At 73.1% G+C, this 26,239-nt stretch carries 22 protein-coding genes and 1 tRNA gene; 14 read left to right on the top strand and 9 right to left on the bottom strand.

What is annotated here, in order from left to right; all coding sequences use genetic code 11:
* Positions 1-87 precede the first annotated feature (87 nt).
* Positions 88-1,410: a hypothetical protein gene (locus tag JSX79_RS09910; RefSeq protein ID WP_229085992.1), complete on the bottom strand. Its 1,323-nt coding sequence runs from the start codon at positions 1,408-1,410 to the stop codon at positions 88-90.
* 170 nt (positions 1,411-1,580) lie between these two features.
* On the opposite strand from JSX79_RS09910, the gene JSX79_RS09905 reads away from it, so the two are divergent.
* Positions 1,581-2,948 (top strand): serine hydrolase, encoded by a 1,368-nt coding sequence (locus tag JSX79_RS09905; RefSeq protein ID WP_229085991.1) that lies wholly within the window; start codon positions 1,581-1,583, stop codon positions 2,946-2,948.
* A 53-nt stretch (positions 2,949-3,001) separates the two neighbouring features.
* Here the strand turns inward: JSX79_RS09905 and JSX79_RS09900 are convergent, their stop codons facing one another.
* From JSX79_RS09900 to JSX79_RS09890, 3 genes are all read right to left on the bottom strand, one after another.
* Positions 3,002-3,187: a hypothetical protein gene (locus tag JSX79_RS09900; RefSeq protein ID WP_229085989.1), complete on the bottom strand. Its 186-nt coding sequence runs from the start codon at positions 3,185-3,187 to the stop codon at positions 3,002-3,004.
* A 53-nt stretch (positions 3,188-3,240) separates the two neighbouring features.
* Positions 3,241-3,831, bottom strand: a complete 591-nt coding sequence (locus JSX79_RS09895; RefSeq protein WP_229085987.1) for a hypothetical protein — start codon at positions 3,829-3,831, stop codon at positions 3,241-3,243.
* Positions 3,832-3,954: 123 nt separating this feature from the next.
* Positions 3,955-4,749, bottom strand: a complete 795-nt coding sequence (locus JSX79_RS09890; RefSeq protein WP_229085985.1) for an SGNH/GDSL hydrolase family protein — start codon at positions 4,747-4,749, stop codon at positions 3,955-3,957.
* Positions 4,750-4,772: 23 nt separating this feature from the next.
* Between JSX79_RS09890 and JSX79_RS09885 the strand changes: the two genes are divergently transcribed.
* From JSX79_RS09885 to JSX79_RS09850, 8 genes are all read left to right on the top strand, one after another.
* Positions 4,773-5,930: an acyl-CoA dehydrogenase family protein gene (locus JSX79_RS09885; protein WP_229085983.1), complete on the top strand. Its 1,158-nt coding sequence runs from the start codon at positions 4,773-4,775 to the stop codon at positions 5,928-5,930.
* Between the two features lie 77 nt (positions 5,931-6,007).
* A complete protein-coding gene (locus JSX79_RS09880) occupies positions 6,008-7,327 on the top strand; it encodes a hypothetical protein (RefSeq protein WP_229085981.1) in 1,320 nt (439 codons plus the stop codon).
* 15 nt (positions 7,328-7,342) lie between these two features.
* Positions 7,343-8,305 carry an FUSC family protein gene (locus JSX79_RS09875; protein WP_229085998.1) on the top strand — a complete coding sequence of 321 codons (963 nt, stop codon included), beginning with the start codon at positions 7,343-7,345 and terminating at the stop codon, positions 8,303-8,305.
* A complete protein-coding gene (dinB, locus tag JSX79_RS09870) occupies positions 8,302-9,552 on the top strand; it encodes a DNA polymerase IV (protein ID WP_071296323.1) in 1,251 nt (416 codons plus the stop codon). Before JSX79_RS09875 ends, dinB begins: the two co-directional genes overlap by 4 nt.
* A 17-nt stretch (positions 9,553-9,569) precedes the next feature.
* Positions 9,570-11,486, top strand: coding sequence for a DEAD/DEAH box helicase (locus tag JSX79_RS09865; RefSeq protein ID WP_374115176.1), 1,917 nt, complete (start codon positions 9,570-9,572; stop codon positions 11,484-11,486).
* Between the two features lie 7 nt (positions 11,487-11,493).
* Positions 11,494-11,703, top strand: a complete 210-nt coding sequence (locus JSX79_RS09860) for a hypothetical protein (RefSeq protein WP_070419019.1) — start codon at positions 11,494-11,496, stop codon at positions 11,701-11,703.
* 32 nt (positions 11,704-11,735) lie between these two features.
* A complete protein-coding gene (locus tag JSX79_RS09855) occupies positions 11,736-13,064 on the top strand; it encodes an NAD(P)/FAD-dependent oxidoreductase (RefSeq protein ID WP_071296325.1) in 1,329 nt (442 codons plus the stop codon).
* 140 nt (positions 13,065-13,204) lie between these two features.
* Positions 13,205-14,674, top strand: coding sequence for an HD domain-containing protein (locus JSX79_RS09850; protein WP_229085979.1), 1,470 nt, complete (start codon positions 13,205-13,207; stop codon positions 14,672-14,674).
* On the opposite strand, the gene JSX79_RS18505 is transcribed toward JSX79_RS09850, so the two are convergent.
* From JSX79_RS18505 to JSX79_RS09830, 4 genes are all read right to left on the bottom strand, one after another.
* Positions 14,658-16,760, bottom strand: a complete 2,103-nt coding sequence (locus JSX79_RS18505; RefSeq protein WP_308061372.1) for a sigma-70 family RNA polymerase sigma factor — start codon at positions 16,758-16,760, stop codon at positions 14,658-14,660. The genes JSX79_RS09850 and JSX79_RS18505 overlap by 17 nt on opposite strands.
* A gap of 206 nt (positions 16,761-16,966) precedes the next feature.
* Complete coding sequence (locus tag JSX79_RS09840) at positions 16,967-17,611, bottom strand: class F sortase (protein ID WP_229085977.1); 645 nt, start codon at positions 17,609-17,611, stop codon at positions 16,967-16,969.
* A 196-nt stretch (positions 17,612-17,807) separates the two neighbouring features.
* Entirely contained in the window at positions 17,808-19,094 is a 1,287-nt protein-coding gene (locus tag JSX79_RS09835) for a collagen binding domain-containing protein (protein WP_229086000.1), read from the bottom strand.
* Positions 19,095-19,470: 376 nt separating this feature from the next.
* Positions 19,471-19,556: transfer RNA gene (locus JSX79_RS09830), tRNA-Leu, on the bottom strand.
* A 172-nt stretch (positions 19,557-19,728) separates the two neighbouring features.
* Between JSX79_RS09830 and JSX79_RS09825 the strand changes: the two genes are divergently transcribed.
* The 3 genes from JSX79_RS09825 (at position 19,729) to mshC (ending at position 23,179) form a co-directional block, all read left to right on the top strand.
* Positions 19,729-21,045: a M20/M25/M40 family metallo-hydrolase gene (locus tag JSX79_RS09825; RefSeq protein WP_092387087.1), complete on the top strand. Its 1,317-nt coding sequence runs from the start codon at positions 19,729-19,731 to the stop codon at positions 21,043-21,045.
* Between the two features lie 62 nt (positions 21,046-21,107).
* Positions 21,108-21,938 carry an undecaprenyl-diphosphate phosphatase gene (locus JSX79_RS09820; RefSeq protein WP_071296530.1) on the top strand — a complete coding sequence of 277 codons (831 nt, stop codon included), beginning with the start codon at positions 21,108-21,110 and terminating at the stop codon, positions 21,936-21,938.
* A complete protein-coding gene (gene mshC, locus JSX79_RS09815; RefSeq protein ID WP_229085975.1) occupies positions 21,935-23,179 on the top strand; it encodes a cysteine--1-D-myo-inosityl 2-amino-2-deoxy-alpha-D-glucopyranoside ligase in 1,245 nt (414 codons plus the stop codon). The genes JSX79_RS09820 and mshC overlap by 4 nt, the downstream gene beginning before the upstream one ends.
* A gap of 145 nt (positions 23,180-23,324) precedes the next feature.
* Here mshC and JSX79_RS09810 read toward each other — a convergent pair whose 3' ends face one another.
* A complete protein-coding gene (locus JSX79_RS09810) occupies positions 23,325-24,254 on the bottom strand; it encodes a proteasome assembly chaperone family protein (protein ID WP_070419012.1) in 930 nt (309 codons plus the stop codon).
* A 159-nt stretch (positions 24,255-24,413) separates the two neighbouring features.
* Here JSX79_RS09810 and JSX79_RS09805 point away from each other — a divergent pair, with 159 nt between their 5' ends.
* Both JSX79_RS09805 and JSX79_RS09800 read left to right on the top strand, forming a co-directional pair.
* Positions 24,414-25,124 carry an HAD family phosphatase gene (locus JSX79_RS09805; RefSeq protein ID WP_229085973.1) on the top strand — a complete coding sequence of 237 codons (711 nt, stop codon included), beginning with the start codon at positions 24,414-24,416 and terminating at the stop codon, positions 25,122-25,124.
* A complete protein-coding gene (locus JSX79_RS09800) occupies positions 25,121-26,203 on the top strand; it encodes a tRNA (adenine-N1)-methyltransferase (RefSeq protein WP_229085971.1) in 1,083 nt (360 codons plus the stop codon). Before JSX79_RS09805 ends, JSX79_RS09800 begins: the two co-directional genes overlap by 4 nt.
* The last annotated feature ends 36 nt before the right edge of the window (positions 26,204-26,239 follow it).

Below are 26,239 nucleotides of genomic sequence, written 5' to 3'. Positions count from 1 at the left end.
CCCGCGACCCGGCCAGCCCACTGCCCCGCGACCCGGCCAGCCCGCCGCCCCGCGACCCGGCCGACGCGCGCCGCGGCGCCTGAGCCCTCACCGGCCGACGGCGCGCTCGACCATCGCGCACGGCACGGTGGCGTCCCACCCCGCGATCCGCGGCATCGCGCCGACCCGGACGGTGTCGCCCGGGTGCGCCGCGCAGTACGACGCTCGCTGCTCGATCTCGGCGGACCACTGCGGCCCGTGCTCGCGGAGCGGCACCGCCCCGGCCCCGGCCATGAACGCGACGAGCGAGGCCACGACCAGCACAGCGCCGGCTGCCCGCCACGACCACCGTGCGCGGGCGAGGAACACGTCGGCGGCGAGGACGACCGCCGCGGTCAGGAACATCGACGACGCAGCCGCGTACCGCAGGGGAGCCGTGCCCGCCCACGCCGCCGGGGTGAACGAGGACCACGTCGTGCCGGGCGTCCGGTTCACGATGAGCGCCGCGTACCAGACGACGCCGGCGCCGACGCTCACGGCGAGGAGCATCCACCGGGTCCGCCAGTCCGCCAGGACGAGGGCGGCCACGACCGCGACCACGAGGAGCACGGCCGGCACGGTGACGACCCACCAGCCGTGGGCGGCGACGGACGCCCCGACCGCACGCACGTCGGCGTTCCCGCTGCCGCCGACGACCTGGGCGACGAACCCGGCGGTCATGTCCCGGAACGAGGTGATGCCACCCCGGTGCGTGGCGGAACGGGGGTGCGTCAGCGCTGCCGTGACCTGTGCCGCGACACCGAGCACCGCGACTGCTGCGACGGGGATGACCCGACGCTGCCGACGGCCCAGCAGCAGGAGCGGCAGGAACACGGCGGCCTGGATCTCGCTCGTGGTCACGACCGCCACCGCGACGGCGGTCCACGCAGACGACCACCAGCTCCGCGGACGGTGGGCGAGCAGCCACGGCGCCGCGAACAGCAGGTACCAGTGCAGGTTCGCCGCGGTCCCGGCGATCTCGACGGGCGCCAGCGGAACGAGGGCAGGGACGGCCGCGAGGAGCACCCGGAGCGGCCAGGCCCGCACCACGCCGCGCGCCAGGACGAAGACGGTGCCGCACACCGCGCCGAGGACCGCGCACGACATCGCCGAGACGGACAGCGCGTACAGGTCGATCCGCCCGAGCGCGACGGCGGCGTCGACCACCAGCCGGGGCAGGACGTGCAGGTAGCCGTCGTACGGGTGCCACACCGAACGCACCGGACCGAGGGTGAGCCGGTCGGTGAGGAAGCGCCCGGAGTCCTCCGCCCAGGCGACGCCGCGGGCCGGGCTCCCGATGCGGACCCACGCGAGCAGGCCGGTGGCGACGGCGACGAGGAGCGCCCAGACCGCCGTGGTCGGTCGTCTCCGTGGGTGGTCCGCCGTCGTCATCGGACCCCCTCGTGCCGTCGTGCCGTCCGTGCTGTGCTGCTGCCGATCGATCCTGGCGTGCGCCGGTGGACGGCACCCGTGACGCAGATGCCGTGACTCTCAGACAGACCGACGAGGACACGGACCGAACCGCTGCGCGCGCCGACTCCCGGCGACGTAGTGTCGGACGGGTGACGACGACGTTCCCCCGGTCCACCCCGTCCGCCCTCGGCATCGACGCCCGTGGCCTCGCCCGGTTCCTCGACGCCCTCGAGTCGACGCCCGACGTCGAACCGCACAGCATCGTGCTGCTCCGGCACGGTCAGGTGGCCGCCCAGGGCTGGTGGCATCCCTACGCCGAGGACCGCGTCCACCTGCTCTACTCCCTCAGCAAGAGCTTCACCGCCGCCGCCGTCGGGATCGCCGTCCGCGAGGGGCTCATCGACCTCGACGCCACCGCCCTCTCGTACTTCCCGGAGCTCGACGCCGAGATCACCGACGAACGCAGCCGCCGCATCCGCGTCCGGCACCTGCTCGCGATGGCGAGCGGCCACCGCGAGGAAGCCCTCGACCGCGCCCGCTCCGCCGACCCGGAGAACCTCGTCCGCGGGTTCCTGCTCACGCCGCCCGACGAGGAGCCCGGCACCGTCTTCGCGTACAACCAGCCGTGCACCTACACGCTCGCCGCCATCGTCCGGCGGGTCAGCGGCGGCACCCTGGTCGACTACCTGCGCCCGCGGCTGCTCGACCCGCTCGGCATCGACGACCTGGCGTGGCGCCGGGACGAGACCGGCGCCGAGCTCGGGTTCAGCGGGTGCTACGCCCCGACGTCGGCGATCGCCGCGCTCGGCCAGCTGTACCTCCAGCGCGGCGTGTGGGCGGGCGAGCGGATCCTCGACGAGGACTGGGTCGCCGCCGCCACGAGCACGCAGGTGGCGAACCCCGACGAGGGCAACCCGGACTGGTCGCAGGGCTACGGCTTCCAGTTCTGGATGGCCCGCCACGGCTTCCGCGGCGACGGCGCCTACGGCCAGTTCTGCGTCGTCCTGCCGGAGCAGGACGTCGTCCTCGCGCTCACCGGCCAGAGCCTCGACATGCAGGCCGTCCTCGACGCGGCCTGGCAGCACCTCCTGCCCGCCGTCGACGCTGCGGACCTCGACGCGGCCGCGGATGCGGACCTGGAGGCGCGGCTCGCCTCCCTGGGACTGCCCCCGTTGCAGGGCGGTCGCCTCCCCGACCTCGGTGCCGGTCCGTTCCGCGGTGACGACATCGACCGGATCGGCTTCACGCGCGACGGCGACCGGTGGCGCGCGGCCCTCGAGGTCGACGGCGGGACGCTCTCGGTACCGGTCGGCGAGGGGGAGTGGGCGGTCGACGGTCCCCTCGCCGCGAGCGGTGCGGTCGTACCGGACGGCACCGTGCTCGTCGACGTCCGGTTCGTGGAGACGCCGCACCTCGCGCACGTTCTCATCGACCTCGCGGCCGGGACCGCCACCGCGTCGTGGGCCACCGAGCCGCTGCACGACGGTCCGCTGACCCTGCGCCGCCCAGCCGCCTGATCGTCACCCAGTGCAGGCGGACCTCGACGGGTTGCGTCGAGGTCCGCCTGCACTCAATTTCGTCCCTCAGCCCGCGCCGGCCAGGTGACCAAGAGCATCGCGGCGATGGGTCCCAGTCCGAGCGTCAGCAGGAACCAGACCCAGGCCGACCTGTTCCGCGTTCGTGCGTGGCCGCCGGCGAGGATCGCGACGGTGATCCACACCAGCGACAGGTACATGGGTGCGAAGTCCTCGTTCATGTCGTGGAAGCCCCTTTCGGACGTTGGGTCAGGAGGACGATCTCTGAACGCCGTCACCCTCCGGTGACGTTGAAGCTGCCGTTCCGCTTGTAGAAGGTCGCGTCGTACTGCACCGTGACGTACGCAGCCAGCGCAGTGAACGAGCCCGAGCGCGAGAACGTGTTGGTTCGCCCGTTCACGGTGGAGGAGGGGTTCGATGAGTACACCAGACCCACCCCACCGGATCCGACCAAGCCGTACGCACGAATGTGTTCCGCTGCCTTGATCTTCGTGACGCTCGAGTTCCCGGTCGCCGTGTAGCCCGTCTGCCACCGTACGGTGAGGCTGGCGCCGATGACGGAACCGTGGCAGCCGTCCACCACACCCGCACCGCTTGCCCCAGACTTCCGGAAGCAGTTGGACGCGGTTCCCCGCGTCGCACTGCTGTCCGCCGTGCTCATGGCGTGCGCCTTGACGAAGGCTGCGTCTTCCGCCGAGAGTTCTTCGCCGACCTCGTACTCGTCCCCGATCACAGCCAGCCGGTCTCTCACCGCGGTCGGCGTGCTGGCTCCCGCGGGCGATGCCCCCAACAGTGTTCCGACGAAGGTCATCGCGATCACCGAAGTGATCGCCCGACGGACGACGTTGTTCTGCTTCTTGCTCATTGCATTCCCTCCGATGGCGACTGGTACCGCCCACCGGAACTCTGCCGCTGGTATTTCAGAGTGTCAAATGCAGATGGTTGGCTGTTCCGTCGGAGCGCGAGGGATCTTCGCGGGTCGGGGCGGCTACGGGGTGTCGGACTTGTGCTCGACGACGTCCTGCAGCTCGGGTCGCTTCGGGGTCACGCCGTCGCCCGAGGACGTGTGCTTGATCCGCCGGACCACCCACGGCACGAGGTACTCGCGCGCCCAGCCGAGGTCCTCGGCGCGGGCCTCCCGCCACGGACGGGCCTCGAGCGGCTCGGGGTTGAACGGTTCGAGCCCGTGCTCGACGCCGAGCGCGTCCAGCACCGCGGCGGCGACGGTCGCGTGGCCCGTCGGGGAGTGGTGCAGCCGGTCCGGAGCCCACATCCTCGGGTCGCGGAGGACCCGGAGTGCCCACATGTTCGCGACGAGGGCGCCGTGCTTCAGCGCGATGGCGTGCAGGTTCTCGTTGTAGATCGCCGTCTTGCCGCGGACCATCCCGAGCACCGGGGTCATGCCGACGTCCGGACCGGTGAAGAGCACCACGGTCGCGCCGTCGCTCCGCAGCCGGGACACCATCGCGTCCACACGCTCGGCGAGCTCGTCGGGGTCGGAGCCCGGCCGGATGATGTCGTTGCCACCGGCCGACACCGTGACGAGGTCGGGACGGAGCGCGAGTGCCGGTTCGACCTGCTCGTCGATGATCTGCTGCAGGAGTCGCCCGCGGATCGCCAGGTTGGCGTAGGCGAAGTCGTCGGACTGGTTCGCCAGGACCTCGGCCACCCGGTCCGCCCAGCCACGGTTCCCGCCGGGGACGGTGGGGTCGGGGTCGCCGATCCCCTCGGTGAACGAGTCACCGATCGCGACGTACCTGGACCACGGATGACGATCTGACACTCCTCGGACCATAGTCTCGTGGCATGACGAAGGCCAACCCCGCGGCGGTGCTGGGCGACGAGCTGCTGGAGCGCATCGCCGCCCGCGCCCCCGGCTACGACGCCGCGAACGCGTTCTGCACCGAGGACCTCGACGAACTCCGGGCGGCCGGCTACCTGCGGCTCGGGGTGCCCGTCGAACGCGGCGGTGCCGGACTCGGGCTCGCCGCGACGACCGCGGTGCAGCGGCGGCTCGCGGAAGCCGCACCGGCGACGGCGCTGGGGCTCGGGATGCACCAGGTCTGGGTGCAGGCGGCGCGCGCCGTCACTGCGCGGGGTGGGACGTTCCTCCAGGCCGTCACCGACCACGCGGCGGACGACCACCTGCTCGCGTTCGGTGTGAGCGAGCCGGGCAACGACGCCGTCCTCTTCGACTCGTTGACGACTGCGGAGCCGGACGGCGAGGGCGGCTACCGCTTCACGGGGACGAAGGTCTTCACCTCGCTGGCCCCGGCGTGGGACGTGCTGAGCGTGTTCGGCAAGGACGGGTCCGGGCCGGAGCCGCGGCTCGTGCACGGTTTCGTGCTGCGGTCCGACGGCGACGTCGAGCACCTCGACGACTGGGACACCCTCGGGATGCGGGCGACGCAGAGTCGTACGACGAAGCTGCACGGCGTGCACGTGCCGGCCGACCGGATCGTGCGGACCCTGCCGGTCGGGCCGAACCAGGACCCGCTCGTGTTCGGCGTCTTCGCGGCGTTCGAGCTGCTCGTGGCGTCGGTGTACGTCGGGATCGCCGCCCGTGCGGTGTCACTCGCGGTGTCGGCGGTGCGGTCGCGCACGGCACTCGACGGGACACCGCGGTCCGCGGACCCGGACGTGCGCCGGGCGATCGCGGACATGCGCGGGACGGTCGACGCGATCGAGCTGCAGGTGACCTCGCTCGCCCGGTCGGTCGACGAGCTCGACGACCTCGGGCAGCGGTGGTTCCCGTTGCTCGTCGGGACGAAGGCCCGGGCGGTCGACGCGGCGCAGCACGTCGTGGACGAGGCGATGCGGGTCGTGGGCGGTGGCGCCTACCGGGCCGGTGGCGAGCTCGCGCGCCTGGCCCGGGACGTCCGGGCGGGCCAGTACCACCCGTCGTCGCGGGACTCGGCGGCGCGGACGATCGCGGCGTCGGTGCTGGGGCCGCTCGCACCGTAGCGTCGCCGCCGCGCGCCCCCAAACTAGTTCGCTTGCGGTACCATTGGCCTCCCCAGCGAACAGGAGGCGGCCGGAGCGTGCCGAGGACCGAGACCGCGAACCGGACCGCCCCGCGGCGACGGACCCGCACCCAGCGACTGACGGACCGTGCCCTCGCACTCGACCCCGGGCTCGTGAAGACCGACGGTGCCCTCCGCACGCTCGTCGCCGTCCCGGCCGGCATGGCCGTCGGGTACGTGATCGCCTCGGCGTTCGGCCTGCCGGCGATCCTCGGCGTGATGATCGGCGCGATGCCGGCCTTCATCACCTGCCTGGTCATCGTCGACCCGAGCACGGGCCGGACCGCCGCGCGCACCGGGGCGGTCCTCGTGCCGTTCGTCGTCGCACTCGCCGGGAGCATCGCCCTGCAGCCGTTCCGGCTCCTCGAACTCGTCCTCATCGTGGTGCTGCTGTTCGTGCAGTTCGCGGCGGCCTCGTGGGGCGTGTGGGCGGCGGACGCGGCGATCGTCGGGTTCGCCGGGTACCTCTGCGGACTCCTGCTGCCCCTGCCCGAGACGAGTGTCGTCCCGCTCGGGCTCGTCGTCGCGGGTTCCCTCGCCGTGACGATCGTCGTCCGCCTGCTGTTCCGGCCGGACCCGCACCGGGCGCTGCTCCGGACCCGTCGCGGGTTCGTCGCCCGGGGATCCGACGTGCTCGAGGCCGCCGCCTCGGTCCTGGCCGCCGGAGCCGTCGGCGCCGCCGCGGACGACCAGCGCGCCCGCCGCCGAGCCCTCCGCCGGCTCGGACGTGCTCGTGACCGGTACCACGAGATCGCCCTGACGGTCGACGGCATGCTCGCCGCGAGCGGGGTCGACGCCGACACCACCGCCGAGGAACTGCACCGCCTGGTGTTCGACACGCACTTCGCGATCGACGAGCTCGGCCGCGCGGCCGGGGCGCTGGTCGAGCAGGGCGCGCCGTCGGACGTCCGGCACGCCGCGCTCCGGGCCGTCACGCTCGTCCTCCGGCACGGCGGCAGCCACGGCCAGGAGGCAGCGCACACCCTCCTCGCCCGCTACGGGATCACGGCCTCGGCGGCCGACGACGGATCCCGGACGACCGCGATCGTCCGCCGCATGGCCGCGGAGTTCGCCGACCTGCGGTCCGCCGGACTCCGGTGGCGCGAACTCCGCGACGAGCTGCCCCGCCACGGTGCCGGTGTGCCCTTCGCCACGCCGGTGATCCTCGCCGGCGGGCGTCCAGCCGGAGCCGTGCCGGTCGTCGCGGACGCCGTCGCCGAGGGGCCGTGGCGCCGCTGGCACCTCACCGCGTCGCTCCGGACCGCCGTCCACGCCGCCATCGCCGTCGCGATCGTCGAACCGCTCGCCCTCCTGCTCGACGGAAGCCGGTTCTACTAGGGCGTCATCGGCGTGATGATCGTCCTCGCCGGCACGAACACCACGCACGAGCGGATCCGGAAGGGCCTCCACCGCGGCGTCGGGACGGTCGTCGGGGGAGCGGTCGGGATCGTCCTCGTGCACCTGCTCGGCACGACGCACCCGTGGGTGACGATCGTGTTCGTGTGCGTCCTGCTCGCCGTCGGCACGTACGGCTTCGGCGGCGTGTACTCGGTCTGGGCCGCGTGCCTCGTGGTCGTCCTCTGCCAGGTGTACGCGTTCTCCGGCACCTTCACGGACGCCCTCATCCCGATGCGGCTCGCCGAGAACCTGCTCGGTGCCGCGGTCGCGGTGCTCGTCAGCGCGGTCGTGTTCCCGATCGCCACCCGTGCCGTCATCCGGCGCGCGGTGCGCCGGCAGCTGGTCGCCGTCCGCGCGTTCGTGCTCGCGCTGGTGGGGGTCGAGGACGACGACGAGGCGGACGCGGTCGACACGACGGAGGCGGACCGCGCCCGGCGTGAGCTGCGCGCCCGGTCGCGCGCGGTCGACGCCGCCACCTACCAACTGGACGCCGTCCTGCGTCCGATGGTCCGCTTCCCGACCGGCGGGCCGGCGCGCGCCGACGCCAGGACGCGCACCTCCCTGCAGGCGGCCGCGACCTTCGCGCGCGAGGCGGCCGGGAGGCTCGGCTCGGCCCCGCAGGACCCGCCAGCGGCCCTGCGCGGTGCGGCCGACCGCCTCGCCGTTTCGATCGCGCAGCTCGCCGACGGCATCGTGGCCGGGCCCCGGTCCGCCACGCCGACGGCGGTCTGGGTCCGGGTCGGCGACCAGCTCGACGAGGCGGTGGCCGCCGCCTCCGGACGGCCGGACGAGCGGGCGATCGCGACGGCCGCGCACGCGCTCGGCCGGATCGACGAGGCGCTCGCACTGCTCGCCGACCGCCACCACGCGACGGTCGTCGGGGCGATGTCGGTGGGTCCTGGCATCATCGCCGTGTGAGCAAGCAGGACGGACGCAACCGACTGGTGTCCGACGCGCCCGTCGACGACGTGACGGCGAGCGTGCTGCACGTCGACATGGACGCCTTCTTCGCCTCGGTGGAGCTGCTCGACCGGCCGGACCTCCGCGGCCTGCCGGTGATCGTCGGGCACGACTCCGACCGCTCGGTGGTCACGGCCGCCACGTACGAGGCCCGCAAGTACGGCGTGAACTCCGCGATGCCGATGGCCGTCGCCAAGCGCCGGTGCCCCGCGGCGATCATCGTCGAGCCGCACTTCGAGAAGTACCGCGCGAAGTCCGACGCCGTGATGGCCGTCTTCGACCGCTTCACGCCCCGCGTCGAGAAGCTCGGCATCGACGAGGCCTTCCTCGACGTCGCCGGGGCGATCCGGCTGTACGGCACCCCGTGGGAGATCGGTCGGGCGATCCGCGCGGCGGTGTACGCCGAGACCGGCCTGCACTGCTCCGTCGGCGCCGCGTCGACGAAGTTCGTGGCGAAGCTCGCGTCGAGTCGGTCGAAGCCGGACGGGCTGCTCGTCGTGCCGGCTGCCGACACCGTGGCGTTCCTGCACCCGCAGCCCGTGTCGGCGCTGTGGGGGGTCGGCGGCAAGACGCAGGAGACCCTCGAGCGACGCGGCATCCGCACCGTGGGGGACCTCGCGACCACGCCACTGGGCTCGCTCGTCTCCGCGCTCGGTCCGGCCGGCGGTCAGCGCCTGCACGACCTCGCGTGGGGCCGTGATCCGCGCGTGGTCGAGAGCGGCGTCGGCGAGAAGTCGATCGGGCACGAGGTCACCTTCGGCCACGACCTCACCGAGCGCGACGACGTCGCCCGTGAACTCCTGCGCCTCGCCGACAAGGTGGCCGTGCGACTCCGGCGCGCCGACGTCCAGGCGCGGACGGTGGCGCTCAAGGTCCGCTACACCGACTTCACCACGCTGACCCGGTCCCGCACCCTCGCGGAACCGACCGACGTCGCCAAACGCCTGCACCGCGAAGCCGTCGAGCTGTACGACGTGCTCCACCGGCCGGGCAACCGGATCCGGCTCATCGGGGTCCGTGGCGAGAACCTCGTGCCGGCGGCGGCGAGCAACGCGCTCTGGGACGACGACGCGCCGTGGCGCGAGACCGAGACGACGATCGACGCGGTCGCCGCACGCTTCGGCGCCGGCGTCCTCCGACCGGCATCCCTGGTGCGCGGCACGCCCGAGGGGCACGTCCCGCACGCTCGGCAGGACGAAGGGTGACGGTAGAATCTCGTGCAGTGAGCGCAGCCGAGTACACCGATCAGCCAGGGGCGGGGGACCAGCCCGCGGCCCTGTGGGACGACGGCACCGCAGCGCCTGAGCACGCGGTCGTCGCCCACGACGAGGCCGTCGCCGCTGCCGAAGCGGCCGGCAACTCGGCCGTGCAGAACCTGTCGCCGGCCTTTCCGGACCGTGCCGCGTGGGGCACCGCGTCGAAGCTCCGCGCCTGGCAGGTCGAAGCGCTCACCAAGTACTTCGAGACCGAGCCGCGGGACTTCCTCACGGCCGCGACGCCCGGCGCCGGCAAGACCACGTTCGCGCTCCGGCTCGCCACCGAGCTCCTCGCCCGCGGCACCGTCGACCGCATCGTCGTCGTGGCCCCGACGGAGCACCTCAAACGGCAGTGGGCGGACTCGGCGGACCGTGTCGGCATCCGGATCGACCCGATGTTCAAGAACGGCGACGGCATGTTCGGCCGGCACTACCAGGGCGTGGCGATCACGTACGCCCAGGTCGGCATGAACCCCGAGGTCCACCAGAAGATCACCGCCGGCGGCAAGACGCTCGTGATCCTCGACGAGGTCCACCACGGCGGCGACGCCCTGACCTGGGGCGACGGCATCAGAGAGGCGTTCTCGAAGGCCACCCGTCGCCTGTCGCTCTCCGGCACCCCGTTCCGCTCGGACACCGCGCCGATCCCGTTCGTGCAGTACGCCCCCGACGAGCAGGGCATCCGCACCTCGATCTCCGACTACAACTACGGCTACGGGCGCGCCCTCAAGGACGGCGTCGTCCGCCCGGTGCTCTTCATGGCGTACGCCGGGCAGATGCGCTGGAAGACCCGCATGGGCGACGAGATGTCGGCGTCGCTCGGCGAGCAGGTCACGAAGGACATCACCGCCCAGGCCTGGCGCACGGCGCTCTCACCCGAGGGCGAGTGGATGCCGGCCGTCCTCTCCGCCGCCGACAAGCGCCTGACCGAGGTCCGCCGTGGTGTGCCGGACGCCGGCGGCCTCGTCATCGCCACGGACACCACCACGGCCCGCGCGTACGCCCGGATCCTGCAGCAGATCACGGGGGAGCGGCCGACGGTCGTCCTCTCCGACGAAGCGGCGGGGTCGAGCCGGATCAGCGCCTTCGCCGAGGACACCTCCCGCTGGATGGTCGCCGTCCGCATGGTGTCCGAGGGCGTGGACGTGCCGCGGCTGTGCGTCGGCGTGTACGCCACGAGCGCGAGCACCCCGCTCTTCTTCGCGCAGGTCATCGGCCGCTTCGTCCGGGCCCGACGGCGCGGTGAGACGGCGAGCGTGTTCCTGCCGAGCGTGCCCGGGCTGATGGCGCTGGCGGCCTCCCTCGAGCTCGAGCGCGACCACGCCCTCGACCGCCCGAAGGACGCCGACGACGGGATGTACAACCCCGAGGACGCGATGGTCGCCGAGGCCAACAAGGAGGACCGGGCGTCGGAGAGCCTGCTCGAGGTCCAGCCGTTCGAGGCGCTCGACTCGCAGGCGTCCTTCGACCGTGTCCTCTACGACGGCGGCGAGTTCGGCAGCGGCGGCGAGGTGGGCTCGCTCGAGGAACTCGACTTCATCGGCATCCCGGGGCTGCTCGAACCCGACCAGGTGCGCGACCTGCTCCGAGCACGCCAGGCGACGCAGGCGAAGCGAGCGAAGGGCCGCACCCCGAAGGACGGCATGCCCAAGGCGGCCGCCCCCGCACCCGAGGACCGCCCGATGTACCAGACGATCAAGGAGCAGCGGTCCGAGCTGCACCGGCTCGTCTCGATCTGGTCCCGACACGCGAACGAACCGCACGGGGCCATCCACGCCGAACTCCGCCGCATCAGCGGTGGCCCCGCGGTGGCGCAGGCGAGCATCGAGCAGATCCAGAAGCGCATCGACGTGCTGCGCTCCCGCATCGGCGGCCGCCGGTGAGCACCGCGTGATCGAGGCCGTCGACGACCGCACCTGGTACGTCAAGCGCGACGCGGAGTCCTCGCCCGAGGCGATCATCGACCGCTTCGGCGGGGGCTACCGGCTCCGTCGGTTCTCGCTCACCGAGTCCCGCCGGACGCCCCACGGGGTGTACACGGGCGTCGAACTCGCCGAGACCGCGTGGTGGCGGCTCCGCGACAGGCCGCGGACCTCATGACATCGCAAGCCGAAGTCGGGTAGACCGGGGGAATGGCAGACTCCATCCCTCACGTCCTCGTCCTCGGCGGCGGCTCCGCTGGCTACACCACCGTCAAGCAGCTCCAGAAGCACGCAGCGACCGTGCCGATGCGCATCACGCTGGTGGACCAGAACACGTACTACACGTACCTGCCGTTCCTGCCCGAGGTCGCCGGTGGCCACATCGCCCCGAAGGACGTGACCTTCGAGCTGCGCCGTGCGCTCCGCAAGACCCGGGTCATCCAGGGCAAGGTCACCGGGATCTCCTCGGCCGACAAGACCGTCTCGATCGCCACGGCCGGCGGCGACGACCGCACGCTCGGCTACGACCAGCTCGTCGTCGCGCTCGGCTCCGTCACGCGCACGTTCCCGACGCCCGGGCTCGAGGAGTACGGCGTCGGCTTCAAGAGCGTCGAAGAGGCCGCCTACGTCCGCGCGAAGCTCCTCGACAACATCGCCAAGGCCGCTGCCACCCGCGACGAGGACGAGCGCCGCAAGCTGCTCACGAGCATCTTCGTCGGCGGCGGGTACACGGGCGTCGAGGCGATCGGCGAACTGTTCGACGTCTCGCAGGCCGCCATCAAGACCTACCCGTCGCTCGCCGGCGAGCACCCCCGCTGGGTCCTCATCGACGCGCTCGACCGCGTCGCGCCCGAGGTCGGTCCGGAGCTGTCCAAGTGGACCCTCGAGTCGCTGCGTGCCCGCGGCATCGACGTCCGCCTGAAGACGACCATGCCGAGCTGCGAGGGCGGCGTCGTGAAGCTCTCCGACGGCGACGAGTTCGCCACCGGCCTGCTCGTCTGGACGGCCGGCGTGAAGCCGAACCCGCTCCTCGACGCGTCCGACCTGCCGCGCGGCCCGAAGGGTCACCTCGCCGCGAACGCGAAGCTGCAGGTCGAGAGCGAGGACACCCACGAGGTCGTCCCCGGCGTCTGGGGCCTCGGCGACGTCGCGCAGGTGCCCGACCTGACGGCCGAGAAGCAGCCGGCGTACTACCCGCCGAACGCGCAGAACGCCGTCCGCCAGGCCGTCGTGGCCGCGGACAACGTGGTCGCGACGATCACGGGCAAGCCGCTCGAGGAGTACCGCCACCCGTCCATCGGCACCGTCGCGTCGTACGGTGTCGCGAAGGGCGCGGCGAACATCAAGGGCATCAAGATGACGAACCTCCTCGCGTGGCTCGCGCACCGCGCCTACCACGTGTACGCGATGCCGACGCTGAACCGCAAGGTGCGCATCGTGATCGGGTGGGTCACCGGGGCCGTGTCGGGTCGCGACGCGACGTCCCTCATCAAGGAGACCGACCCGCGCCGCACGTTCGTCGAGGCGTCGAAGTCCTAGACGCGCGTTCCTGACGGACGGGAGGCGCGGTGCCGGCTGGCACCGCGCCTCCCGTCCGTCGTCTGGTCGCGCCGACGCGCGTGGTGCGGCAGACTGACTCCCTCGGTGCCGCCGCACGGAGGTCCTGGAAGACACCGCACGTGACCACCACCATCTCCTGCCCCCGCTGCCGAGCCGTTCGCCGCCCCACCGGGGTGCACCGCTGCCCCGGACCGGACGACCCGGCCCGAGCGCTGGGCGTGGGCACCAGCGTCGCCGTGGTCCTGGACGTGCTCGCCGGTGTCGGCCGACCGTTCCTCGTCGGAGGGGTGGTCCGCGACGCGCTGTTCCGTGCGTCCGGGCGCGCGGTCCCCGTCGCCGACGACCACGACGTCGACGTCGAGGTGCACGGCACGGACACCGCCTCGGTCGTCGACGCGCTGCGCGCGGCGGGAGCCGTCGTCGTCACCACGGGCGCGCGCTTCGAGGTCCTCAAGGTCGTGGTCGAGGGCGTGCACGTCGACGTCGCGGTCGTGCCGGGGAACGCCGACGACGACGGGCTCGCCGCGGCCGCCGTCCGTCGCGACTTCACGGTCAACGCGGTCGCGTGGGACCCGGCGACGAACGAGTACGTCGACGCGGTCGGTGGGATCGACGACGCCGCCCGGGGTGTGCTCCGACACACCTCGGACCGGTTCGGGGACGATCCGCTGCGGGTGCTCCGCGCCGTGCAGCTGGTGGCGCGCTTCGACCTCGTGCTCGACCCCTCGACGGTGGACGTCGCCCGGTCGCTGGTGGACGCGTTCCCGTCCGTGGCCGCGGAGCGGGTCTGGCCGGAGATCCGGAAGGCGGCGCGGGGCGACCACCAGTCGCGGGCGCTCCGGGTGCTGCACGACACCGGGTGGGAGCGGCACCTCCCGGAGCTCGCCGCGGTGCGCGACGTGCCGCAGGACCCGCGGTGGCACCCCGAGGGGCCCGTGCACGTGCACCTGGGGCTCGCGGCGGACGCTGCTGCCGCTGCCTGCACGGCCGACGGCGTCACCGGTGGGGACCGCACCGTCGTGGTGCTCGGCGCGCTCCTGCACGACCTCGGCAAGGCCGGCGACGGGACGCAGCGGGAGCGGGACGACGACGGCACGGTCCGGGTCCGCAGCCTCGGGCACGAGGTCTCGGGCGCGCGGGCGGCGCGGGACCTGCTGCGGCGGATCGGCGCGCCGCGCACCCTCACCGAGCGCATCGCCACGATCGTGCGGGAGCACATGGTGGTGCACTCGACCGACGGTGCGGCGCCGTCGGTGCCGGCAGCGCGCCGACTGCTCCGTCGCCTGGGTGGGTCGATGGCGACCGCCGAGTGCTGGGCCCGGGTGTGCGAGGCGGACTCGCAGGGACGGGGTGCGGCGTCCGGGCCGTCACCGGCGTGGGCGTGGCTCGCGGTCATGCGTGCGGACGAGGCCGCGGGACCCCGGGTGCGCCTCGTGACCGGGCGGGACCTCGTCGCGGCGGGGCTCGCGCCGGGGCCGCGGTTCCGGGAGGTCCTGGACGCCGCGGCCGAGGCGCAGGACGAGGGGCGCTTCGAGGACGCGGCGGGTGCCCAGCGCTGGTTGCGGGAGCGGCTCAGTCCGCCACGGTGATCGTCACCGTGGCGGACTCGGGGGACGCGCCCGCATCGTCGCGGTAGCGCACCGTGATGGTGTGCCGACCCGGCGCCAGCCCGGTGTCCCCGCGCCGGATGTGTCCGCTGAACCGGCCCTCGGCTCCGGTCGACACCGTGCCGACGAGCGCGCCGTCGACGGCGACCTCGACGTCGGTGTCCGCCCAGCCGGTGATCGTGACCGGCAGCGGGCCGCTCGTCGCGGTGCTCCCGTCGGCGGGGTCGGTGATGGTCGGGACGAACGCGAAGGGGGCGCTGCTCGTCGCCGCGGAGGTGTTCCCGGCGGCGTCCCGTGCGGTGGCGCGGATCCCGGAGGCGGTCGGGGTGAGGCCGTCCACCGCGACGCGCCAGTGACCGTCGGCACCGGTGGTGGTCGACGCGGTGGCCGTGCCGCTCGTGGTGCCTGTGCCGCTCGTGGTGTTCGTGGCGCCTGTGCCGCTCGTGCTGCTCGTGCCGCTTGTGCCGCTCGTGCCGCTCGTGCTGCTCGTGCCGCGCAGGACGGTGACGTCGATCGTGCTGCCGGCCTCGGCGGTGCCGGAGAACACCGGCGGGGTGGTGTCGGTGGGCGTCCAGGTCGTCGCGATCGTCGGCGCCGCCGGAGCGGTGGTGTCCACGGTGACCGTGACGACCACGGGGACCGAGGTGGCGTGGTCCGGCGTCGTCGCGGTGATGCTGACGCGTTCGACCCCGTCCCCGGAAAACCGCAGCGTGGTCCGCCACCTGCCGTCGGACCCGGCGGTGGTCGTGGCGGTCAGGATGCCGGAGCGGACCTCGACGCGGCTGCCGGGCGTCGCCGTCCCGGTGAGCTCGACGGTCCGGCTGGCGATGAGCATCGTGTCCTCGGCCGGGACCGGGGGAGCGGAGCGCGGCAGCTGCGGGTCGACGCCCCCGGTGGTCGAGGATCCGCCGGTCCCCGGTGACGTGGGGTTCGCGCTCGGTTCGTCGGTGCGGACGTCGGGTGTCGAGGACGCCCCGGCGGAGGAGTCCCCGAGGACCGTGTCGACGACGGGGGTCGGAGCGGTCGGGACCGTCGTCCGTGCGCCGGAGTCGTCGCGACCGGGCGACGGCAGGGGACTCGGTTCGGCGACGTTGGCCGGGGCGGTTGGGTCGGCCGGTGCGGGGTGCTCACCGGACGGCGCCGGGACGCCCGCGGGACCTGGTGCGCGAGCGCCGGCGGTGGACGTGCCGGTCGGGTGGCCGTCCGACCACGTCCCGGCGACCGCGACGACGGTCGTGACGACGACGAGCGCTGCGACCACGCCGACCAGCCCGGTGACCGGCAGGGGCGCCCGGCGAGCGGCACCCGTCGCCGGGGCCGAGCGAGCGGGGGACACGGCCGCCGCGGCGGGGGCGTCCGTGTGCAGCACCGCGTGGCCGATGCCCAGACCGACCACCGGCGGGAGGAGTGCCGCCGCGATCCGTCCGGCGAGTCGGCGCGTGTCCTCGAGCACCGGCGGGCAGTGCACGCAGTCGCGTATGTGCGCCTCGAGCTGACGACGGTCGCGCGCGGTGAGCGTGCCCGCTTCGTAGGCGCCGAACGCGGCCAGTCGCCGACGGCACTCGTCGGGCAGGCCGTCCGTCGCGAGGTGTTCCTGGACCCAGGCCGCGCGGAGCGCCCGCCGCGCTCGGAACGCCAGGGACGAGACGGCGCCGGGCTGGAGGTCGACCAACGGGGCGACGTGTCGAGGTCGGAGTCCCTCGACCTCGGTGTACCAGAGCACGCTCTGCCACCGTTCCGGCAGGGTGCTGAACGCTCGCCCCAGGGCCGTGCGGTCGGCGGCGCGGGCCATCTCCGTCGCCGCGTCGGCGCCGGAGTCCTCGAAGGCGTCGAAGTCGACGTCGGCGTCCGTGTGGCGGGCGCGTCGGCGGAACTCGGTGTTGGCGACGTTGCGGATGACCGTGTACAGGTACGGGCGGAAGAGTTCGTCCGGGCCGGCCCCGCGTTCGATCGCACCGATGACGTTCGTGAAGGCCTCGGATGCGACGTCCTCGGCGTCCGAGGAGCCCACGAGTCCGATCGCGTGCCGGACGGCGGCGCGGTGGTGCCGGCTCCACAGCGCTGCCACCGCCGACCGGTCGCCGTCACGCGTCGACCGGATCAGTGCAGCGTCACTGCCTGGCTCAGGGGCACCGCGCACGTCGTTCGTCTCCTCGTCCTGGGTTCACCGGCTGGGCGGTGCAGTCCATCTGAACACACCGCTCTCGGATGCGAGGAGTCCGGGTCGGACGTTTCATCACGCGACCCCGGTGGATCCGACCGACGAGGACGGTGTCACGCCCGCGTGGCGGTGATCACGAGGTTCTGCGTCGACGGTGAGCCGTCCGGGTGTTCGAGGCAGGTGATGAGGAGCAACCGGTCGGGGACGTCGCCCCACACGTCGGCGTCGTCGGCGATGCGGTCCTTGTCCACCAGGGTCGAGCCGGTCACCGTGTACGCCACGCCCGCGACCGTCACCGCGGCACCGGTCGCGACCCGACTCCGACCCCGATCGACGTCCGTCAGGAAGTTCCCCGGGGCGGTGCCGCCGCCCCGCAGGGAGTGCATCACCACGACCACGGTGCCGGACGCGGCGTGCTCGGGGGTGACCCCGACGTCGCGGACCAGGTACGCCGACCGGAACCCCGGCGGCGTGATCCTGCCGCGCACGGCGTCGAGTGCACCGAGCGGGACGTCGAGGTGCACGGACGGAACGCTGAGGCGTCCGGACCCACTGGACGTCGCTCGGGCTCCGGGAGCGCTCGCGACGGGTGCCTCGAGCCGGACGGGGTCGCCGTGCATGTCGCGCGCGGTGCCGGGTGCCTTCGAGTTCGTCGCGGTGACCACCCCGCCGACCCCGAGGCCGAGCATCGTGACCGCGCTCACGGCGGCGAGGACGAGCGGGAGTGAGGACGGTCGTCGACCGGATCGGACGTGCACGGTGTCTCCTCGAGGGGTCGGTCGTGGTCGGGGCAGGTCTCGCGCTGGATGTGCGGACCGGTGGGCGCTTCGGGTGCTGCCCACCGGCCCGCGCGCCGGGTCGTCGTTCGGGCGACGGACCCGGCTGGACTCCGCCCGACGCAGGGTCGTCGAGCGGAGCGGTCGGGGGCCGCGGCACGGGTGCCGCGGCGACGGGTCACGGTCGCGTTCGTGCGCGCGTTCGTGCGCGCGTACGGGCGGCCAACACGCTGAGGACGAGCAACAGGGTCAGGCCGCCGCTGCCGAGGAGCGCGACGGACCACCAGGGGGCCGTGCTGTCGGACGTCGTCCCTCCGGTGTCGACCGCCGCGCCGATCGCCGTGGGCACCGGCGACTCGGTCTCCTCGTCTGCGGTCGACGCACCCGGCGTCGCGGTCGGCCGGACGGTCGGCTCGGCGGTCGGGGTCGGCTCGACCGCCGCCGGAGCGGTCGGGGTCGGCGTCGGGGTGGGCTCGACCGTCGCCGGAGCCGTCGGCGTCGGCGTGCTCGTCGGTGCCGTCCCGGACCCCGAGGCACCGCCACCCTGGTGCACGACCGTGCCGCTGACCGAGGAGTCGTCGTCGCCGTCGATGCTGATCGTGGCGGTGTTCGTGTAGGTGCCCGCCAAGCCGCCGTCCGTGACCCGGGTGGCGAAGTGGACGTCGTAGAAGTACCCCTGGCGCGCGGTGAACGTGACGCTCCCGGCCGGGCTGGCGTAGTCCTCTCGCGGCGCCGGCGCCCATCCGGTGAGTCCCTCTCGCCCGTCGTCCCAGGTGGTCGTCCGGTTCGTCTGCCAGAGCGTGGCGAAGGGGTACCCGCGGAAGCTGGTGAGGAGCTCCTGGTCGGGCCCGGGGGTGTCGGTGACCGTGACGCGCTGGCCGTCCCGCATGCCGCCGGCGCCGGAACCGATCGCCACGGTCCACTCGACCACACCCGCGGCGGCGTCGTAGCTGCCCCACTTGCCGCTCGTCCGGCCGGTGAAGGTGCAATCGACGGTGCACGTCCCGGGTCCGGTGCCGGGCTGTGCGGGTTCGACCGTGGTCGTCACGGCGGTGCCACCGACCTGGTAGGTCGTCGGTGTGGCGGACTCGGTGGTGGTCTCGACGGTGACCCAGAACGAGAACGATCCGTGCAGGTCGTTCGGGTGGGCGGCGACGTAGGCACTGTCGACGGCGCAGTCGAGCTGGGTCGAGGACACGGTGCACCGTCCCATCGCGGAGCCGTCCGGTGCGAGCAGGGGGAACCCGTCGGAGCGGCCCTGGAGCTCGGGCGGCAGGTCCACCACGAAGCCGGCCGGGGTGGTGGGGGAGTCCGGCAGGGACCACGTGCCGGAGAGTTCGGCGGCGCTGCCGGACGTGACGGTCTGGGACGTGAAGCGGAGACCGTCGATCGTCGCGTTCGTGGTGTACTCGGCGGCGGCGGACGCGGGGACCGCGGCGCTGATGCCGGCGGCGATGGCGGCCACGGCGGCGATCCCGGCCGCGAGGAGGACGGTTCCGCGTCGGTCGCGGGATCGGACAGGGTGGTGGTGCATTCGGGCTCTCGGGTTCCTGCGGCAGCCAGGCCCGCGGCACCGAGCGGGAACGTGGCCGTCGACTCGGGTCATCGGGTTGCGGTGCCGAAGGTGAGAGTCCGCCCGCCCCGTTTCGTCACGCGCCCGCCGCGACCCCAGCGAACCGGCACCCACCCACCTGCCGGACGCACCCCGCACCCGCCGTGAGCGCAGCGAACTGGCGCGGCTGAGGCGGTGACGCCCCGAGCGAAGCGACGGCGGCACTCGCCGGGAAGACACAACAGGAAATGCCCCCGGGCCGAAAGGCCAGGGGGCATCCCATTTCCTGTGTCCGAGGGGGGACTTGAACCCCCACGCCCTAATACGGGCACTAGCACCTCAAGCTAGCGCGTCTACCATTTCCGCCACCCGGACAGGTGTTTCTTCACTTGTCGGCCGTCGTTCCGGGCTGTTTCCCCGGCGTTCCTGCCGAGAGAAGACACTAGCACGGGTCTGAACGCCCGATGAACACAGCGGCGCATCCCGGGCGCGTCCTGCTGTGACGTCCGACGCCGGGGCCGTCGGCGCGGACCGGTAGCGTTGGGCCATGACGAACCCGGAGGCCACCCTGACCGACCTCGAGGCCACCGCGGCGATCGCCCGTGACCTCATCCGCATCGACACGACGAACTGGGGCGAGGGGAAGTCCCGCGGCGAGACCGAGGCGGCGCACTACGTCGAGGCGAAGCTCCGTGCGCTCGGGCTCGAGCCGCAGCTGTTCGAGTCCGAACCCGACCGGGTGAGCGTCGTGGCGCGGGTGCCCGGACGCAACCGCGACAAGTCCGCGCTGGTCGTGCACGGTCACCTCGACGTGGTGCCGGCGGACCCGGCGAACTGGTCGGTCGACCCGTTCGGCGGCGAGGTCCGGGACGGCATGCTCTGGGGTCGCGGCGCGGTCGACATGAAGAACATGGACGCGATGATGCTCACGTCGCTGTCGGACGTCATCGAGCAGCAGGGAGCGCCGGAGCGCGACCTCGTGATCGCGTACTTCGCCGACGAGGAGGCCGGGGGAGTCCTCGGCTCGCACCACGTCGTCGAGAACCACCCCGAGGTGTTCCGGGGTGCGAGCGCGGCGATCAGCGAGGTCGGCGGCTACTCGATCACCCTCGGCGACCGTCGTGCGTACCTGCTGCAGACGGGCGAGAAGGCCCTGATGTGGATCAAGCTCGTCGCGACCGGCACCGCGGCGCACGGGTCGCACGTCATCCACGACAACGCGGTGACGAAGCTCGCCGCGGCGGTCGCCCGGATCGGCAGCGAGGAGTGGCCGGTGCGGCTGTCGGCGACGACCGACGCGATGGTGGCCGAGGTCGCACGGTTCCTCGGGGTGGACCCGACGGTGACCGGCCCGGACGAGGTGGCGCTGGCCACGGGGTCGGCGTCGCGGTTCATCCACGCGGCCCTGCACACGACGACGAACCCGACGGTGCTCACCGCCGGGTACAAGCACAACGTCATCCCCGACCACGCCGAGGCACTGGTGGACATCCGGTGCCTCCCCGGCGACGAGGAGACGGTGCTGGCGCGTGTCCGGGAGCTCGCGGGCGACGACGTCGAGGTCGTGATGTCCTTCCGCGACATCGGGCTCGAGCAGGACTTCGGCGGCCCCCTGGTCGACGCCGTGCGCGACGTCCTCGGCCGCCACGACCCGGGCGCTCCGGTGCTGCCGTACCTGCTCTCGGGCGGGACGGACAACAAGGCCCTGTCGACGCTGGGGATCGCGGGCTACGGGTTCGTGCCGCTGCAGCTGCCGGCGGGTGTGGACTTCCCGGCGATGTTCCACGGCGTGGACGAACGGGTGCCGCTCGACTCGCTGGCGTTCGGGCGGCGGGTCCTCGGAGACCTCCTCGCCACGTACTGATATTGTGCATGGTCGCCGGTCCGGCGGTGTCCTGAACCGACTCTCCCCGAAAGGCCCGAGCCGTGCACATCCTCGAGGCGATCTTCCTCGGCTTCGTCCAGGGGCTCACCGAGTTCCTCCCGGTGTCGTCCAGCGCCCACCTCCGCATCGTCGGGCTGTTCCTGCCGGACGCGCAGGACCCGGGCGCGGCGTTCACCGCGGTGACGCAACTCGGCACCGAGACCGCCGTGCTGATCTACTTCTGGCGCGACATCACCCGGATCGTCGGCCGGTGGTTCCGGTCGCTGTCGGGGAACACCGTGCCCCGGAACGACCCGGACGCCCGTCTCGGGTGGCTCGTGATCCTCGGGACCATCCCGATCGGCATCGCCGGCCTGCTGCTCAAGGACTCGATCGAGACGACGTTCCGGTCGCTGTGGATCGTCGCGATCGTCCTCATCGTGTTCGGCATCGTGCTCGGCGTGCTCGACGTCGTCGGCAAGAAGGTCCGGCGCATCGAGCACATGACGTTCGGCGGCGGGATCCTGATCGGCCTCGCCCAGATGCTCGCCCTCGTCCCCGGCGTCTCGCGTTCCGGCGCGACCGTGTCGATGGGGCTCGCGCTCGGCTACACCCGCCCGGCGGCCGCCCGGTTCGCGTTCCTGCTCGCCGTGCCCGCCGTGTTCCTCTCCGGCCTGTACGAGGCCGCCACGAGCCTCGGTGACACCGGCGCACCGTTCGGCGTGGTCGACACGCTCATCGCCACGGTGGTCGCCTTCGTCGTCGGCTTCGTCGTGATCGCGGCGTTCATGAACTACATCAGCAAGCGCAGCTTCATGCCGTTCGTCGTCTACCGCATCGCACTCGGTATCGTTCTCATCGTGTTGTTGTCGCTCGGAGTGATCCAGCCGTGAGGGCCTGGCAGGTCCCGTCCGTCCCCGATGTCCCGGGCACCGCGCCCCGCCCGGTCGTGCACGACACGGCGACCGGCAAGCCCGTCGACCCGACCGGTGGCGAGGAACGTGCGGCGCTCTACGTGTGCGGCATCACCCCGTACGACGCCACCCACCTCGGCCACGCCGCGACCTACCTCTCGTTCGACACGCTCGGTCGTGTCTGGCGGGACGCCGGGTTCGAGGTCGAGTACGCGCAGAACACCACGGACGTCGACGACCCTCTCCTCGAACGGGCGGCGCGGGACGGCGTCGACTGGCGCGACCTCGCGGCCTCGCAGATCGACCTGTTCCGGCGCGACATGGAGGCGCTGCGGGTCCTGCCGCCGGACGACTTCGTGGCGGTGACGGACGAGGTCGAACGCATCGCCGAGGCCGTGGCGTTCCTGCAGGAGACCGGCTACGCCTACGCGGTGCCGACGCCGGAGTCCGCGGGCGACGACCTCTACTTCGACGTGAACCGCCCGACCGAGGCCTGGTCGCTCGGGGACGAGAGCGGCCTCGACCGCGAGACCATGCTCGCGCTGTCGGCCGAGCGTGGCGGCGACCCCGACCGTGCGGGCAAGCGCGACCCGCTCGACCCGCTGCTCTGGCGCGCCGCACGAGCGGGCGAGCCGAGCTGGGACTCCGCCGTCGGCCCCGGGCGCCCCGGGTGGCACATCGAGTGCAGCGTCATCGCCGGCGACCGCCTCGGCCTGCCGATCAGCGTCCAGGGCGGCGGCAGCGACCTCGTCTTCCCGCACCACGAGATGAGCGCCGGGCACGCCGCAGCGCTCGCGCACCAGCCGCTCGCGCAGGCGTTCGTGCACACCGGGATGATCGCCTACCAGGGCGAGAAGATCTCGAAGTCGCTCGGCAACCTCGTCACGGTCCGTGGGCTGCTCGACGACGGCGCCGACCCGCGTGCGATCCGCCTCGCGCTGCTGTCGCACAAGTACTCCGACGACTGGGAGTGGTTCGACACCGAGCTCACCAGCGCCACGACGCGCCTGGCAACGTGGGACGCCTGGGCCTCCGGGGGCGACGCGGGACACGCCGACGACGCGGCCGAGGTCATCGCGCGGGTCCGCGCCCGCGTCGCGGACGACCTCGACACGCCGGGCGCCGTCGCCGCGGTCGACACGGCGATCGCGGGCGGGACGGCGGTCACGCCGGACCTCGTCGACCTGGTCGACGCCCTGCTCGGCATCCGCCTCGGCTGACGCGACCGGCCGCGCCCGTTCGTCGAGCGGGCAGGACATGCCGCTCACGTTCGCCGAGAGGGCGGAGTCGCCCGACTCCAGGCGCCGAGCGTGACCGAAAGTGCCCGCTCGCGCGGACGGGACGCGTCCGTCCGTGCGGTCGCGTCTACTGCGACGGTGGCGGCGGGCGGAACCCCTCGCCCCCGGCGGTCCCGCCGTCCTTGCCGTCCTTGCGCTCGCGCCGGCGGAGGTACTGCTCGAACTCCTGCGCGATGGCGTCGCCCGACGCCTCGGGGGAGTCGACCGTGTCCCGCGCCTGCTCGAGCTGGCCGATGTAGGACGCCATGTCCTCGTCGTCGGCGGCGAGGGCGTCGATGCCCTCCTCCCACTCGGTGGCGTCGTCGAGCAGCGATCCCCGCGGGACCGTGACGTCGGTGAGCTCCTCGATCTTGTCGAGCAGCGAGAGCGTCGCCTTGGGGGACGGCGAGTTGTGCACGTAGTGCGGCACCGAGGCCCAGAGCGACAGCGTGGTGAGGCCGGCGCTGTCCATCGCGTCGGCGAGCACCCCGAGGATCCCGGTCGGGCCCTCGTACGAGGAGCGGTCGACGTCGAACGCGGCACGGACGCCGGCGTTCTCGCTCGACACGAACACCGAGATGGGTCGGGTGTGCGGGACGTCGGCGAGCATCGCGCCGACGAAGACGACGGCGTCGATCGAGTAGACGTCCGCGAGGTCGATGATCTCCGCGCAGAAGCCGCGCCAGGTCCGCGAGGGCTCCGGGCCGACGAGCACGTAGACGTCGCGTTCGGACGGGGAGCCGGTGGCTCCGATCACGGGTCGGCCCTCGGCACCGGGACCGTGCAGGACGATCCGCGGCCACTGGATGCCCCGGCCGCCGTTCTCGTCCGTGCCGACGTTCGGGCGGTTGAACTGGTAGTCGACGTACCGCTCACCGTCGAGTTCGCGCAGCTCGTCGAGCTCGAGCGACTCGACGATGCGCCTGGCGAGACCGCTCGCCGCTTCTCCGGCGTCGTTCCAGCCCTCGAAGGCGACGACGAGCAGTCGACCGTCGCTGAAGGGGGAGTGCTGTGGCACGGACGGGACCTCCTGGTGGTGGAGCGGGGCGCGGGCGGCTCGCAGGTCGCGCGCGACCGGACATTCGCAGCAACAAGGATAGGGCCGCTCGACCGGAGTGCGTCCACGCGTCCGCGGTGAGCGGAACGCGGGCGGACCGCCCCGGTAGACTCGTCGCCCGTGACCGCGCAACCCTCCGCCCTCGTCCCGCCCGCAGCCGTGCTGTGGGACATGGACGGCACGATCATCGACACCGAGCCGATCTGGCAGCAGTCCCAGGTCGAACTCACCGACCGCTACGGCGTCGTCTGGACCCACGAGGACGGTCTCGCCCTGGTGGGCAGCGGCCTCGAGCGCTCGGGGGAGATCCTCCGCGACAAGGGCGTCGACATGGAGGTCGAGGAGATCATCCAGTGGATGACCGAGTACGTGATGGTGCGCCTGCGCGACGGTGAACTGCCGTGGCGTCCCGGTGCCCGCGAGCTCATCGAGGGCCTGCACGACCGCGGCATCCCGACCGCCCTCGTCACGATGTCCCGTCGGAAGATGGCGCTCGTCGCCGCCGATGCGCTCGGTGCCCGCGGGTTCCGGGTCGTCGTCGCGGGTGACGACGTCGAGCGGCCGAAGCCCTTCCCCGACGCCTACCTGTCCGCCGCCGCACAGCTCGGCGTCGACCCGACCGCGTGCGTCGCGATCGAGGACTCGGCGACCGGCGTCGCCTCGGCCGTGGCCTCCGGCGCGGTCACGGTGGCCGTCGAGCACATCGTCCCGCTGTCGGACATCACGGGCGGCGACGTCCACCTCACCACCCTCGCGGACGTCGACGTCGACCGGCTCGTCGAGCTGACCGGCCCGGCCCTCGCCGCCCGCACCCAGGAGGTCGCACGATGACCGACGCGCTCCCGAACCCCACCGAGTCGCTGCCGCACACCGCGGGCGGCGCACCGCACACCCCGCCGCGCGGACCCTTCCGCGCCGGTGACCGCGTGCAGCTGACCGGTCCGAAGGGCAAGCTGACGACCCTGTCGCTCGAGGTCGCGGGGGAGTACCACACGCACCGCGGCGTCCTCCGGCACGACGACGTCATCGGGCAGCCGGACGGGTCGGTGATCCGGGCGAGCACCGGCGACGAGTACCTCGCGCTGCGTCCGCTCCTCAACGACTACGTGATGTCGATGCCCCGCGGTGCCGCCATCGTGTACCCGAAGGACGCCGCCCAGATCGTGGCCTTCGCCGACGTCTTCCCGGGCGCCCGCGTGGTCGAGGCCGGTGTCGGTTCCGGCGCGCTCTCGCTGTTCCTCCTGCGGGCGATCGGACCGACCGGACAGCTGCAGTCGTTCGAGCGCCGCGAGGAGTTCGCCGCGATCGCCCGTGGCAACGTCGGCACCTTCCTCGGCGCCGTCCCGGACAACTGGTCGGTCACGGTCGGCGACCTCGTCGAGGAGCTGCCCGGCGCCGCCGAACCGCAGAGCGTCGACCGGGTCGTCCTCGACATGCTCGCGCCGTGGGAGTGCGTCGACGCCGCAGCGGACGCCCTCGTCCCCGGTGGTCTCATCGTCTGCTACGTCGCGACCGTCACGCAGCTGTCCCGCACGGCCGAGGCGCTCCGCGACACCGGGCGCTTCACGGACCCGCAGTCCAGCGAGACCCTCGTCCGCACCTGGCACGTCGAGGGCCTCGCCGTCCGCCCGGACCACCGCATGGTCGGGCACACCGGGTTCCTCGTCACGGCACGCCGGCTGGCCGACGGTGTCGTGCTGCCGAACCTGAAGCGTCGCGCAGGCAAGGCGGAGTTCTCCGACGAGGACGTCGAGGCCTGGACGCCCGGCGCCGTCGGCGAGCGGTCGGCCAGCGACAAGAAGCTCCGCAAGGTCGCGCGACAGGCGGCAGCGCAGGCCCGCAAGGTCGCCGCAGCCGAGGCCGGACCCGCCGCGTCCGACGCGGACGGCGCTGCTGAGGACGACCGGTAGGCTACGCGACGTGCCCGTCCTGCATCGAACGGAAAG

It is taken from the genome of Curtobacterium sp. GD1, from assembly GCF_020882855.1.
Lineage (GTDB): Bacteria > Actinomycetota > Actinomycetes > Actinomycetales > Microbacteriaceae > Curtobacterium.
Note: the sequence above shows the minus strand (reverse complement) of the source record. Positions and strands in the feature narration are given on the sequence as shown.

What these genes read in the sequence shown, in the direction of transcription:
- JSX79_RS09910 (WP_229085992.1), bottom strand. Translation starts at nt 1,410, where the DNA reads ATGACGACGGCGGACCACCCACGGAGACGACCGACCACGGCGGTCTGG.
- JSX79_RS09900 (WP_229085989.1), bottom strand. Translation starts at nt 3,187, where the DNA reads ATGAACGAGGACTTCGCACCCATGTACCTGTCGCTGGTGTGGATCACC.
- JSX79_RS09895 (WP_229085987.1), bottom strand. Translation starts at nt 3,831, where the DNA reads ATGAGCAAGAAGCAGAACAACGTCGTCCGTCGGGCGATCACTTCGGTG.
- JSX79_RS09885 (WP_229085983.1), top strand. Translation starts at nt 4,773, where the DNA reads ATGACGAAGGCCAACCCCGCGGCGGTGCTGGGCGACGAGCTGCTGGAG.
- JSX79_RS09875 (WP_229085998.1), top strand. Translation starts at nt 7,343, where the DNA reads ATGATCGTCCTCGCCGGCACGAACACCACGCACGAGCGGATCCGGAAG.
- JSX79_RS09855 (WP_071296325.1), top strand. Translation starts at nt 11,736, where the DNA reads ATGGCAGACTCCATCCCTCACGTCCTCGTCCTCGGCGGCGGCTCCGCT.
- JSX79_RS09825 (WP_092387087.1), top strand. Translation starts at nt 19,729, where the DNA reads ATGACGAACCCGGAGGCCACCCTGACCGACCTCGAGGCCACCGCGGCG.
- JSX79_RS09800 (WP_229085971.1), top strand. Translation starts at nt 25,121, where the DNA reads ATGACCGACGCGCTCCCGAACCCCACCGAGTCGCTGCCGCACACCGCG.